This is a genomic window from Streptomyces sp. ISL-36 (genome assembly GCF_018614205.1).
Lineage (GTDB): Bacteria > Actinomycetota > Actinomycetes > Streptomycetales > Streptomycetaceae > Streptomyces.
In genome coordinates this window covers 1-12,696 of sequence record NZ_JAGGOS010000072.1, presented here as the reverse complement: position 1 = coordinate 12,696, position 12,696 = coordinate 1, and the positions used below count along the sequence as shown (strand labels likewise).

The window sequence follows — 12,696 nt, the reverse complement described above, 5'->3', positions numbered from 1 at the left end:
AGGTTTTACGTATAACGTCGTGCGTCATACGTACCATGGCCGCATCCCCGGGGTCCACCCCGCGGGCAGGACCCGTCCCTCGCGGAGGCATGCGTGCAGACCCCGGACCCCCTCAGCACACCCCGGCCCACCAGCCGGGACGTCGCCAGGGCCGCCGGTGTGTCCCAGGCCACCGTCTCCCTCGTCCTCGGCGACAAGTGGCGCGGCCGCGTGTCCGAGCGCACCGCCGAGTCCGTACGGCAGGCCGCCGGCGAGCTCGGATACCGGCCGAATCTCGCCGCCCGCAACCTCCGCCTCGGACGGACCAGGACGGCACTCCTCGTCGTACCCGCCCTCACCAACGAGTTCTTCGCCCGCGTCTACACCGGCGCCGCCACCGTCGCCGCCCGCCACGGCTTCGGCGTCGTCCTCTACCCCTCCCCCGCCGGCGTCGGCCCCGCCAAGGACCCCTTCGCCTCCGCCCGCGCCGCCCTCGACGGAGTCATCGCCTCCTCCATGGCGGCCGACGCCCTCAAAGCCTTCCACGGCACCGACCTACCGCTCGTCATGCTCGACAGCGACCCCTCCGACACCGGTGCCGCCGCACACGTCAACCTCGACATCGCCGACGGAATGCGACAGGTGACAAGCCACCTGCTCTCCCTCGGCCACCGCCACTTCGTCCACCTCGCCTCGGCCGTGCCCTCCTGGACCTTCGACGTACGAGCGGCCGCCCTCGCCGACACCCTGCGACACGTCTCGGTCCGCACCGTCCACGCACCCCTCGACGTCCACGGCGCCCGCGCCGCCACCGAACGCGCCCTGACCGGCCCCGGCCCCCGCCCCACGGCCCTCGTCTGCGACGACGACATCCTGGCCGCCGGAGCCTGCAAGGCCGCCCGCCGCCTCGGCCTGCGTGTCCCCGAGGACGTCTCGGTCACCGGCTTCGACGACCTCGCGCTCGCCACCGCCGTCGAACCCGAACTCACCACCGTCCGGCTACCCGCCGAACGCATCGGAGAACGCGGCATGGCCGCCCTGCTCGCCGTCCTCGCCGGCGAGACCCCAGAACCCGGCGGCCTTCCCGTCACCCTGATCCCCCGCGGCTCCTCCGGCCCACCCCCGGCCTCCGCATCCGCATCCGCATGAGGACGGCGAAGGCCCCGGTCCGCCGATGCGGACCGAGGCCTTCGCCGTGACGTCGCCCGGAGGCTACTCGTCCAAGTCGTCCAAGATGTCGTCCGAGGGCTCATCCGTCTTCGCGATCGCCGCGTTGTCCGCGTCCAGAAGGCGCGCCAACTGACGCCCGACGATCCGCTTGAACTTGCGCTGCTGCGGACGCGTACGGTCAAGAACCGCCACCTCCAGCCGCTCCGCGGGGATCTCCCGCTCACTGCCGTTGGTGTCCCTGGACAGCGCCTGGACCGCCAGCCTCAGCGCCTCGGCGAGAGACATCCCGTCACGATGCCGCTGATCGAGGAAACTGCTGATCTGCTCCGCATTGCCGCCCACCGCGACCGAGCCGTGCTCGTCCACGATCGACCCGTCGTGCGGCAGCCGGTAGATCTGATCACCGTCGGGCTCGGTGCCGACCTCGGCGACGACCAGCTCCACCTCGTACGGCTTCTCGCCCGCGCTGGAGAAGATCGTGCCCAGCGTCTGGGCGTAGACGTTCGCGAGGCCCCGGGCCGTCACGTCGTCCCGGTCATACGTGTAACCGCGCAGATCGGCGTAGCGCACACCACCGATACGGAGGTTCTCGTACTCGTTGTACTTGCCGGCCGCCGCGAAACCGATCCGGTCGTAGATCTCGCTGAACTTGTGCAGCGCCCGCGAGGGATTCTCACCGACGAACACGATGCCGTCGGTGTACTGGAGGACGACCAGACTGCGACCGCGGGCGATGCCCTTGCGGGCGTACTCCGCCCGGTCGGCCATGGCCTGCTGGGGTGAGACGTAGAACGGAGTCGACACCGGCTACCCGTCCCTTTCTTCTGGGCTTCTACGGAAGACGAGTGGTCAGAGCAGGGCGGCGCGCGGGCCGTCGGGCTGCTCCAGGCGCCGATCGGTGACCGAGCGGGCCAGCGCCGAGGACTCCTCATCGGTGAGCCTGCGGAAGCCCTCGTCGGTGATGACGGTGACGATCGGATAGATCTTGCGGTAGAGGTCCGGCCCACCGGTCGCCGAGTCGTCGTCGGCGGCGTCGTACAGCGCCTGTACGACCAGCGTGGTGGCCTGCTCCTCCGTCAGGTCGGGACGGTAGAGCTTCTTCATGGAACCGCGGGCGAAGATCGAACCGGAACCGGTGGCGGCGAAGCCGTGCTCCTCGGAGCGGCCGCCGGTCACGTCGTAGGAGAAGATCCTGCCCTTCTCCTTTGCCTCGTCCCAGCCGGCGAAGAGCGGGACGACGGCGAGACCCTGCATGGCCATGCCGAGATTGCCGCGGATCATCGTGGAGAGCCGGTTGGCCTTGCCCTCCAGGGAGAGGGTCGCCCCCTCCACCTTCTCGAAGTGCTCCAGCTCCAGCTGGAAGAGCTTCACCATCTCCACGGCGAGACCGGCGGTGCCGGCGATGCCCACCGCCGAGAACTCGTCGGCCGGGAAGACCTTCTCGATGTCACGCTGGGCGATCATGTTCCCCATGGTCGCCCGGCGGTCACCGGCGAGGACGACCCCGTCGGGGAAGGTCGCGGCGACGATCGTGGTGCCGTGCGGCGCCTCGACGATCCCCTCGGGCAGCTTCCGGTTCCCCGGGAGCAGAGACGGCGAGTGGTCGGACAGGAAGTCCATGAACGAGGACGATCCCGGCGTCAGGAAGGCAGCTGGTAGACGCCCGGTGCTACGAGTGTTGGCTTCCACGCGTGTCCCTCCAAATATGAGATGGCCCGACGCAGAGTGTCGGGATCGTCTCCCAACTTGCCGATGGCCGAATTGCAGTTGAAGCACAGTACGCCACGGACCCTACCCGTCTCGTGACAGTGATCAACATGGACTGCGGGCGCAGTCAGACAGATCGTGCAGATGCCCATCTGGGAAGAGATCATCTCGTCGCGCTCGGCTTCGGTGATGCCGTACTGACGCTTCAGGTGGCCCGCACGGCCTTCGATTGCACGGCACGCCTTGCACCTCGTGGACAGACCATCGGATGCAGTCTTGTTCCGGTGCCATTCAGAGTGGGGCTTGGTCTCCCCGCATCGCTGACAGAATTTGTGACCCTCGGGCACTTCGACCCTCGGACGCACCCTCTGGCCCCGGGCTACTTGGCGATCTCGATGATAGTCAGCCATGCAATCGCGACACTGCCGCTGCAGCCCGTCAAGGTTCGACCGTTTGATGGCGAAGGATGCGCGCGGCTTCTCTTCGCCACACCGCGCGCATCGCTTCAGCCCTTGACCTTCGAGCACCACCCCCACCTTTCACCTTCGATTCGAAGGCTACTGGCCACCTTTTTGAACGAATGAGCGCACGAAGTCCTCGGCGTTCTCCTCCAAGACATCGTCGATCTCGTCCAGGACCGAGTCGACGTCGTCGCTCAGCTTCTCCTGGCGTTCCTTGAGGTCGGAGGTCTCCTCCGCGGTCGTCTCCTCGACCTCCTCCGTGGAACGCGTCGCCTTCTGCTGTCCGCCGCCGGTGTCCTTGGTCGCCATATTCCTCACCCCGCTCGAATCGGCCCGCTCGGTTGGGTCTCTCAAGATCAGACCCTACAAGCCAGGTCTGACATCGGCCCCGCAGTTTCTGCAACGTCCGGGCACTAGTCCCATGATTCCCAGTGCCCGGCCATTTCAGCCCCTCGTCAGCCGCCGGACAGGACGCGGACCAGTTCTTCCGCCGTCCTGCACCGGTCAAGAAGTTCCTTGACATGGTTCCTGGTGCCCCGCAGGGGCTCCAGGGTGGGCACGCGCTGGAGCGAGTCGCGGCCCGGCAGGTCGAAGATGACCGAGTCCCAGGAGGCCGCGGCCACGTCGTCCGCGTACTGCTCCAGGCAGCGGCCACGGAAATAGGCCCTGGTGTCCTCTGGAGGCTTCGTCTCCGCCCGTTCGACCTCGGTCTCGTCCAGGAGGCGCTTCATGCGCCCACGGGCCACCAGACGGTTGTACAGGCCCTTGTCGGGGCGGACGTCGGCGTACTGCAGGTCCACAAGGTGCAGCCGGGCCGCGTCCCAGCCCACGTCGTCGCGGCGCCGGTAGCCCTCCATGAGCTCACGCTTCGCGATCCAGTCCAGCTCGCCGGCCAGACTCATCGGGTCGTTCTCGAGCCGGTTGAGGGTGTCCTCCCAGCGGACCAGGACGTCCTTGGTCTGTTCGTCGGCGTCGGCGCCGAAGCGCTCCTCCACGTACTTCCTGGCCAGCTCGAAGTACTCCATCTGCAGCTGGACCGCGGTGAGTGTCCGGCCGCTGCGGAGGGTGACGAGGTGGGCGAGGGTCGGGTCGTGGGAGACCTCGTGGAGGGTGCGTACGGGCTGGTCGACGGCGAGGTCCACGTTGATGAAGGAGTCCTCGATCATCGACAGGACGAGGGCGGTGGTGCCCAGCTTGAGGTAGGTGGAGATCTCCGAGAGGTTGGCGTCGCCGATGATCACATGGAGTCGGCGGTACTTCTCGGCGTCCGCGTGGGGCTCGTCGCGGGTGTTGATGATGGGTCGCTTGAGCGTGGTCTCCAGGCCGACCTCGACCTCGAAGTAGTCGGCGCGCTGGCTGATCTGGAAGCCGTGCTCGCGCCCGTCCTGGCCGATGCCGACGCGGCCGGCGCCGGTGATGACCTGGCGGGAGACGAAGAACGGGGTCAGGTGGCGCACGATGTCCGAGAAGGGGGTCTCCCGCTTCATCAGGTAGTTCTCGTGCGTGCCGTAGGAGGCGCCCTTGTTGTCGGTGTTGTTCTTGTAGAGGTGGATGGGCTGGGCGCCGGGGAGCTGGGCGGCTCGTTCGGCGGCCTCGGCCATGATCCGTTCGCCGGCCTTGTCCCAGAGGACGGCGTCGCGGGGGTTGGTGACCTCGGGGGCGCTGTATTCCGGGTGGGCGTGGTCGACGTAGAGCCGGGCTCCGTTGGTGAGGATCACGTTGGCCAGGCCGATGTCCTCGTCGGTGAGCTGGCTGGAGTCGGCGGTCTCGCGGGCGAGGTCGAAGCCTCGCGCGTCCCGCAGCGGGTTCTCCTCCTCGAAATCCCAGCGGGCGCGACGGGCCCGGTGCATCGCCGCCGCGTAGGCGTTGACGATCTGGGACGAGGTGAGCATGGCATTGGCGTTCGGGTGGCCCGGAACGGAGATCCCGTACTCCGTTTCGATGCCCATTACTCGCCGTACGGTCATGCGGCCCTCCTTGCCCGGCGGCGCTCCCCATCGGGTGCGGCGCAACAAGTACCGACGAGCCTAGAGCGACTCCACGCCGGTGGGGAGATCGATTCGAGGTTTTGCTGGGTTGGAATGCGACGGCTGCGGATGCCCGTGGTTCCGGACATCCGCAGCCGGTCTGCGCTTTACAGGTACTGACCGGTGTTTGCCACCGTGTCGATGGAGCGTCCGGTGTCCGCGCCCTGCTTTCCGGTGACGAGGGTGCGGATGAAGACGATCCGCTCGCCCTTCTTTCCGGAGATCCGGGCCCAGTCGTCGGGGTTGGTGGTGTTGGGCAGGTCCTCGTTCTCCTTGAACTCGTCCACGCAGGCCTGGAGGAGGTGGGAGACGCGGATGCCCTTCTGGTTGTGGTCGAGGAAGGCCTTGATGGCCATCTTCTTGGCCCGGTCGACGATGTTCTGGATCATCGCTCCGGAGTTGAAGTCCTTGAAGTAGAGGACTTCCTTGTCGCCGTTGGCGTACGTGACCTCGAGGAAGCGGTTCTCCTCGGATTCCGCGTACATCTGCTCGACGACCGACTGGATCATGGCGTGCGCGGCGGCGTCCTTGGAGCCGTGGTGCTCGGAGAGGTCGTCGGCGTGCAGGGGGAGGGTGGAGGTGAGGTACTTCGCGAAGATGTCCTTCGCGGCCTCCGCGTCCGGGCGCTCGATCTTGATCTTGACGTCGAGTCGGCCGGGCCTGAGGATCGCGGGGTCGATCATGTCCTCGCGGTTGGAGGCACCGATGACGATGACGTTCTCCAGGCCCTCCACGCCGTCGATCTCGGCGAGCAGCTGGGGGACGATGGTGTTCTCCACGTCCGAGCTGACTCCGGATCCGCGGGTGCGGAAGAGGGATTCCATCTCGTCGAAGAAGACGATGACGGGGGTGCCCTCGCTCGCCTTCTCCCGGGCACGCTGGAAGACGAGGCGGATGTGCCGCTCGGTCTCGCCGACGTACTTGTTGAGGAGTTCGGGGCCCTTGATGTTCAGGAAGTAGGACTTCCCTGCGGGCTGGCCGGTCACCTCGGCGACCTTCTTGGCAAGGGAGTTGGCCACGGCCTTGGCGATCAGCGTCTTGCCGCAGCCGGGCGGGCCGTAGAGCAGGATGCCCTTGGGCGGCCGCAGTTCGTGCTCCTTGAAGAGGTCCGGGTAGAGGTAGGGCAGCTCGACCGCGTCGCGGATGAGCTCGATCTGGTTGCCCAGGCCGCCGATCTTGTCGTAGTCGACGTCGGGGACCTCTTCGAGGACGAGTTCTTCGACCTCGCTCTTGGGGACCACTTCGTAGACGTAGCCGGACCTGGGCTCGAGCAGCAGGGCGTCGCCGGGGCGGATGGTGATGTCCAGCAGCGGCTCGGCGAGCCTGACCACCCGTTCCTCGTCGGTGTGCCCGATCACCAGGGCGCGCTCGCCGTCCTCGAGGATCTCCTTGAGGGTGACGATGTCCCCGGCGCGCTCGAATTCCATGGCCTCGACCACGTTGAGCGCCTCGTTGAGCATGACTTCCTGGCCGCGCCGGAGCTCGTCGAGCTCGACGCTGGGGCTGACGTTCACCCGGAGCTTGCGGCCCCCGGTGAAGATGTCGCAGGTGCCGTCCTCGTTGGTCTGCAGGAAGACTCCGAAGCCGGCCGGCGGCTGTGCGAGCCGGTCGACCTCCTCCTTGAGGGCGACGATCTGGTCGCGGGCCTCGCGGAGTGTGTTGGCGAGCCGCTCGTTCTGTGCGGACACGCCGGCCAGGTTGGTCTGCAGCTCGACGATCCGCTCTTCGAGAATCCTCGTATGACGCGGAGAGTCGGCGAGCTTGCGGCGCAGGACGGCGATTTCCTGCTCGAGATAGGCAACCTGGCCGGCGGGGTCTTCAGACCCCCGCCCCGGCCGGATGCCGCGGTTGATGTCGTCGTCGTGGGCTGCCACGGTCCTCACCTCCTCCAAGGGGAGCTGGACGCTTCCTGACCCTACCTGCGTGGGTGGTGATTGAAACCCCTAGATCACAAAGACTGTGGGGTGTGTCCGATCTTCACCCTTGCGCTTCCCCTCACGCCAAGGGAATACCCACCCATCAACATCGGAAAGCGGCCGGTTGTATCGTCGTCAGTGGTCAACACCCGTCAGGCTTGGCCGGACTTAGAAGAACGATCTTTCACGACGCTCAGGAACGGCAGGAGACATGACCGTGCAGCACGATGTCCCGACGACGGGCGCCGGTGAGGCGCTGGAGGTCTGGATCGACCAGGATCTCTGCACCGGGGACGGGATCTGCGTGCAGTACGCGCCCGAGGTCTTCGAGCTGGACATCGACGGGCTCGCGTATGTGAAGAGCGGGGACGACGAGCTGCTTCAGGACACGGGGGCGACCACACCGGTGCCGCTGCCGCTGCTTCAGGACGTGGTGGACTCCGCGAAGGAGTGCCCGGGCGACTGCATCCATGTGCGCCGGGTGTCGGACAGGGTCGAGGTCTACGGTCCCGACGCGGAGTGACGCTCGCCGCACCATCCGTTGTCGTACGGCGTCACGTGTGGGCCGCTGCCCGGGCGGCGGCGCGGACGAACGCGCCGTCGCGCCAGCGCCAGGTGACGTGTTCCTGTTCGTCGGGGCAGCAGCTCGGTACGTCCGGGGAGGAGTAGCCGAGCAGTGTGGCGGTGATCACGCCGTCGCGAAGGGCGAGGTCGCCGACGTTCTTCCGCAGGGCCGGGTTGAGGAGGGTGGCCACCACGCGCGCGGTGGCGTCCTTGCCCCGGGTGAGGACGTAGATCCCGCTGGGGGGTGTGCCGGAGCCGGCTTCGCAGTGCACGACTGCGACCGTTTCGGGGTTTCCGTCGCCGTCGAGGTCTCCGCGGGCCTGCCGTGCGACGGTGTGGGCGGCTGCGCCGCACTCCAGGGGGTAGTCGGCGGTGGTGGCGTCGGGGGCGGGGGCCGGAGCCGGGGCGGCCTTGGATCCGGCGGCGCCGGTGGCGGTCGCGGAGGGGGGCTGCAGCAGGCCGGCGGTGGCGACGACGGCGGCCATGGCGGTCGCGGTGGCCAGCCAGTGCACGGGTCGGGCGTGGGTGTGCGCGAGGTCCGGGAGGGCGGAGGGCTGCACGCGGGATGTCTCCTGTGAGGGTGGCGCGGAAGGAGTTGCGGGCATCGTGCCACACGTCACAGTCGGGTGGAACAGTCGGGGTGGGCCGAGTCGGGGCCTCGGCGCAAAGATGCCGATCGCGAAGCGAAGGCGCATGTGAAACCGGAACGCGAGACGAACCGAGACGAACCGAGGTGAACCCCGAGGCGGACGCCGCGGCGGACTGAGGCGGACTGCGAAGCGGACTGACGCGGACTGAGGCGGACTGAGGTGGACTCCGAGACGGACGCCGACACGAACCCCGGGCCGAACATGAAGGTGCCGCCGTCGAGTTCCCTGCCTGGAGGCGGGAACTCGGCGGCGGCACGCGCGCGTTGTCGGGGCGTCAGCCCTTGTTGGGGCCTTCGTAGTCCTCGCCGTAGGCGCCCTTGGCGGGGCGGCGGCGGCGCATCGGGGGCTCGACGCCGTCCGCGAGGCGGCGGGCGGTGACGAGGAAGCCGGTGTGGCCGATCATCCGGTGGTCCGGGCGGACGGCGAGGCCTTCGACGTGCCAGTTGCGGATCATGGATTCCCACGGCTGCGGCTCGGCGTAGCAGCCGAACTCGCGGATGGACTCCACGGTGCGCGCGAGCTGGGTGGTGGTCGCCACGTAGCAGCAGAGGATGCCGCCGGGGACGAGCGCCTTGGAGACGGCCTCCAGGCACTCCCAGGGGGCGAGCATGTCGAGGATGACGCGGTCGACGTCCGTGTCGGACAGATTGTCCTGGAGGTCGCCGACGGTCAGCTGCCAGGCGGGGTGCGGGCCGCCGAAGTAGCGCTCGACGTTCCCCTTGGCGATCTCGGCGAAGTCCTCGCGGCGCTCGTAGGAGTGCAGCATGCCGCTGTCGCCGATGGCGCGGAGCAGGAAGCTGCTGAGCGAGCCCGAGCCCACCCCGGCTTCGACGACGCGCGCGCCGGGGAAGATGTCGGCGAAGGCCAGGATCTGCCCCGCGTCCTTGGGGTAGACCACGGCGGCGCCGCGGGGCATGGACAGGACGTAGTCGGGGAGCAGGGGGCGCAGCGCGAGGTAGGCGACGTTTCCCGTGGTACGGACAACACTGCCCTCGGGAGCACCGATCAGCTCGTCGTGGGGGAAGGAACCCTTGTGGGTGTGGAAATTCTTCCCGGCCTCGAGCGTGAACGTGTAGTGGCGTCCCTTGGGGTCGGTGAGCTGGACCTGGTCCCCGACCTTGAAGGGCCCGCGACGGCGGGCGGCACCGGTCGGTTCGGACATACGACCAGAGTACCGGGGTTATGAGGAGGGTCTTGCCATGGCCCGGACGAAGGCGCGTTCCACGTCGGCGGTGGACAGGACGCCGTAGATCTCTCCGGTGTCCTCGACGACGAGGTACTCGGTGGCGGGGCTGGCGCGCAGGTGGTCGAGGAGGGGCTGTCCGCTGAGTTCCGCGGGGACCCTCATGCCCTCGGTGAGGTCCTGGGCGAGGCCGCTGACGGCGACCCAGGGGCGGCGGTGCTGGGGGACGCCGGCGATGGCGGTCTCGCGGACCAGGCCGGTGGGGGTGCCGTGGCCGTCGACGACGACGAGGGCGCGGGCTCCGGCCTCGTTGGCGCGGCGGAGGGCCTCGGAGAGGGGGGTGGCGGGTTCGACGGGGATGGCGCGCCGGGTGAGGCTGCGGGCGCCGAGTTCGGGGAGGTGTTCGCGCAGTCGGGCCATGCGCAGGCTGTTGCCGGCGCCGGTCCAGATGATGGCGGCGAGGATGGCGGCGAGCAGGGCGTCGGTGACGGTGTCCATGCCGCTGATGTCGTCGGTGGAGTTGCCGAGGAGGCCGGTCCTGGTGAGCAGGGGCAGGCCGATGAGGACGGTGACGGCGAGGGCGCGGCCGACCCAGGCGGCGGCGACGGTGCCGCTCATGGGTTTGCCGGTGATCTTCCAGATGACGGCGCGGAGCATGCGGCCGCCGTCGAGGGGGAGGCCGGGCAGCAGGTTGAAGATCGCGACGATCAGGTTGGAGATCATCAGGCCGGCGAGCAGGACGCCGGGGACGGTGCCGGGCTCGACGGCGTACAGGGTGAGGTAGAAGACGCCGGCGAGGACGAGGGAGAGGAGGGGGCCGACGAAGGCGAGGACGAATTCGCGGCCGGGGGTCTCGGTCTCCTTCTCGATCTCGGAGACTCCGCCGAAGAACTGGAGCTGGATGCGGCGCACGGGGAGTTTGAAGCGGAGCGCCGCGATGGTGTGGGCCAGTTCGTGGACGAGTACGGAGGCGTAGAAGGCGATGGCGAAGAAGAGGGAGACGAGGTAGCGGGCGCCGCCGAGTTCGGGCAGGACGCGCTGGATCTGGTCGCCGAAGACCCAGGTGATGAGGGCGGCGACGAGGAACCAGCTGGGGGCGACGTAGACGGGCACGCCGAAGGGGCGGCCCATGAGGATTCCTCCGCCGGGTTCCTCGGTCCGCCGGGTGCGGGCGTCGGCGGGGGCCGGCGGTTCCGCGTCGCCGGACTGCGGCCGCTTCTTCTCGCCGCGCTCGTCGTCCTGGTTCACAGGTTCCTCTCGTCGCCTTCTGCCCGACCCGCCTGGTGCGTCACTCTTCGATCATGCAGCGTGACCGGGTCCGTCGTCGATGGTATTCCGCTCGATGTCGGTGGCGGGCCGTAGGGTCTGGGTCATGAGTACGAGCGAGCAGCCGCCTTCGGGGCCCCGGACCCCGACGTCGTTGTCGCCTTCGCGGGCGAGCGACTTCATGCAGTGTCCCCTGCTGTACCGGTTCCGGGTGATCGACAGGCTGCCGGAGAAGCCGAGTGAGGCGGCGACGCGGGGCACGCTGGTGCACGCGGTGCTCGAGCGGCTCTTCGACGATCCGGCGGTGGAACGGACGGCGCCGCGGGCGAAGGCGATGATTCCGGGGCAGTGGGACCGGCTGCTCGGGACGCGTCCGGAGCTGGGAGAGCTGTTCGCCGAAGACGCGGAGGGTGAGCGGCTCACGCGGTGGCTGGGTGAGGCGGAGCAGCTGGTCGAGCGGTGGTTCACGCTGGAGGATCCGACGCGTCTGGAGCCGGCCGAGCGTGAGCTGTTCGTGGAGACGGAGCTGGAGTCGGGGCTGCGGCTGCGTGGGGTGATCGACCGGGTGGACGTGGCGCCGACGGGCGAGGTGCGGATCGTCGACTACAAGACGGGGAAGGCGCCGCGGCCGGAGTACAGCGAGGGCGCGCTGTTCCAGATGAAGTTCTACGCGCTGGTGATCTGGCGGCTGAAGGGGGTGCTGCCGCGGCGGCTGCAGCTGGTGTATCTGGGCAGTGGGGATGTGCTGACGTACGACCCGGCGGAGGCGGATCTGCTGCGGGTGGAGCGCAAGCTGCTCGCGCTGTGGGAGGCGATCCGGCTGGCGACGGAGAGCGGCGAGTGGCGGCCGCGTCCGACGAAGCTGTGCGGGTGGTGCGATCACCGGGCGGTGTGCCCGGAGTTCGGTGGGACCCCGCCGGTGTATCCGCTGGAGATCGTTTCCGCGCGCCCGCCGGAGTCGGGCGAATCGGGCCAGGGCAGAATGGACCCGGCCGAGCCCGCCCCCTGAAGGAGTTCCTGTGGCTATCCGCGTCCTACTGGTCGATGACCAGCCGCTGCTGCGCACCGGTTTCCGGATGATTCTGGAGGCGGAGCAGGACATCGCGGTCGTCGGTGAGGCCGGGGACGGTCTGCAGGCGCTGGACCAGGTGCGGGCGCTGCAGCCCGATGTGGTGCTGATGGACATCCGGATGCCGCGGATGGACGGGGTGGAGGCGACCCGGCAGATCACGGGTCCGGGCCGGGACGGTCCGGCGAAGGTGCTGGTGCTGACGACGTTCGATCTGGACGAGTACGTGGTGGAGGCGCTGCGGGCCGGGGCGAGCGGCTTTCTGTTGAAGGACGCTCCGGCCAATGAGCTGGTGCAGGCGATCCGGGTGGTGGCGGCGGGTGAGGCGATGCTGGCGCCGTCGATCACGCGCCGTCTGCTGGACAAGTACTCGGCGCATCTGCCGTCGGGTGACGAGCAGGTGCCGGACACGATCAGCAGGCTGACCGAGCGTGAGGTCGAGGTGCTGAAGCTGGTGGCGCGCGGGTTGTCCAACGCGGAGATCGCGGCCGATCTGTTCGTCAGCGAGACGACGGTCAAGACGCATGTGGGCCATGTGCTGACGAAGCTGGGTCTGCGGGACCGGGTGCAGGCGGCGGTGTACGCGTACGAGAGCGGTCTGGTCCGGCCGGGGGCGCAGTAGCGGCTGTCGCCGGTTGCCGGTCGTGGGGCCTCGAGTACGGAAGGGGCCCGGCGCGTGGTGCGGACGCTGTTGGTTAATTCGG

Annotated in this window: 13 protein-coding genes; 4 read left to right on the top strand and 9 right to left on the bottom strand. The window is 68.7% G+C overall.

The genetic code is table 11. The annotated features are described in order from the left end of the window. Positions 1 to 93 precede the first annotated feature (93 nt). The gene (locus J7E93_RS19535) at positions 94 to 1,128 is read left to right on the top strand and encodes a LacI family DNA-binding transcriptional regulator (RefSeq protein WP_215071189.1); all 1,035 of its coding nucleotides are present in this window, start codon (positions 94 to 96) and stop codon (positions 1,126 to 1,128) included. Positions 1,129 to 1,191: 63 nt separating this feature from the next. Here J7E93_RS19535 and prcA read toward each other — a convergent pair whose 3' ends face one another. The 6 genes from prcA to arc all read right to left on the bottom strand — a co-directional run bounded on the left by prcA (position 1,192) and on the right by arc (position 7,218). Beyond that, a complete protein-coding gene (prcA, locus tag J7E93_RS19530; protein ID WP_215071188.1) occupies positions 1,192 to 1,953 on the bottom strand; it encodes a proteasome subunit alpha in 762 nt (253 codons plus the stop codon). A 45-nt stretch (positions 1,954 to 1,998) separates the two neighbouring features. Further along, positions 1,999 to 2,838, bottom strand: coding sequence for a proteasome subunit beta (gene prcB / locus J7E93_RS19525; protein WP_215071187.1), 840 nt, complete (start codon positions 2,836 to 2,838; stop codon positions 1,999 to 2,001). After that, entirely contained in the window at positions 2,790 to 3,365 is a 576-nt protein-coding gene (locus J7E93_RS19520; RefSeq protein WP_215071218.1) for an endonuclease VII domain-containing protein, read from the bottom strand. The genes prcB and J7E93_RS19520 overlap by 49 nt, the downstream gene beginning before the upstream one ends. A 48-nt stretch (positions 3,366 to 3,413) precedes the next feature. After that, on the bottom strand, positions 3,414 to 3,626 hold the full coding sequence (locus tag J7E93_RS19515; protein ID WP_215071186.1) for a ubiquitin-like protein Pup: 213 nt from the start codon (positions 3,624 to 3,626) through the stop codon (positions 3,414 to 3,416). 146 nt (positions 3,627 to 3,772) lie between these two features. After that, positions 3,773 to 5,284, bottom strand: a complete 1,512-nt coding sequence (gene dop / locus J7E93_RS19510; protein WP_215071185.1) for a depupylase/deamidase Dop — start codon at positions 5,282 to 5,284, stop codon at positions 3,773 to 3,775. 167 nt (positions 5,285 to 5,451) lie between these two features. Continuing rightward, complete coding sequence (gene arc, locus J7E93_RS19505) at positions 5,452 to 7,218, bottom strand: proteasome ATPase (protein WP_215071184.1); 1,767 nt, start codon at positions 7,216 to 7,218, stop codon at positions 5,452 to 5,454. Between the two features lie 253 nt (positions 7,219 to 7,471). On the opposite strand from arc, the gene J7E93_RS19500 reads away from it, so the two are divergent. Beyond that, the gene (locus tag J7E93_RS19500; protein ID WP_215071183.1) at positions 7,472 to 7,783 is read left to right on the top strand and encodes a ferredoxin; all 312 of its coding nucleotides are present in this window, start codon (positions 7,472 to 7,474) and stop codon (positions 7,781 to 7,783) included. A 31-nt stretch (positions 7,784 to 7,814) separates the two neighbouring features. On the opposite strand, the gene J7E93_RS19495 is transcribed toward J7E93_RS19500, so the two are convergent. From J7E93_RS19495 to J7E93_RS19485, 3 genes are all read right to left on the bottom strand, one after another. Continuing rightward, positions 7,815 to 8,384, bottom strand: a complete 570-nt coding sequence (locus tag J7E93_RS19495; RefSeq protein ID WP_215071182.1) for a hypothetical protein — start codon at positions 8,382 to 8,384, stop codon at positions 7,815 to 7,817. Positions 8,385 to 8,748: 364 nt separating this feature from the next. After that, positions 8,749 to 9,636, bottom strand: a complete 888-nt coding sequence (locus J7E93_RS19490; RefSeq protein WP_019884997.1) for a tRNA (adenine-N1)-methyltransferase — start codon at positions 9,634 to 9,636, stop codon at positions 8,749 to 8,751. 18 nt (positions 9,637 to 9,654) lie between these two features. Continuing rightward, positions 9,655 to 10,905 carry a site-2 protease family protein gene (locus J7E93_RS19485; protein ID WP_215071181.1) on the bottom strand — a complete coding sequence of 417 codons (1,251 nt, stop codon included), beginning with the start codon at positions 10,903 to 10,905 and terminating at the stop codon, positions 9,655 to 9,657. Positions 10,906 to 11,029: 124 nt separating this feature from the next. Here J7E93_RS19485 and J7E93_RS19480 point away from each other — a divergent pair, with 124 nt between their 5' ends. After that, on the top strand, positions 11,030 to 11,932 hold the full coding sequence (locus J7E93_RS19480; RefSeq protein WP_251066784.1) for a RecB family exonuclease: 903 nt from the start codon (positions 11,030 to 11,032) through the stop codon (positions 11,930 to 11,932). A gap of 10 nt (positions 11,933 to 11,942) precedes the next feature. Next, positions 11,943 to 12,614 (top strand): response regulator transcription factor, encoded by a 672-nt coding sequence (locus J7E93_RS19475; RefSeq protein WP_215071179.1) that lies wholly within the window; start codon positions 11,943 to 11,945, stop codon positions 12,612 to 12,614. Positions 12,615 to 12,696: the final 82 nt, after the last annotated feature.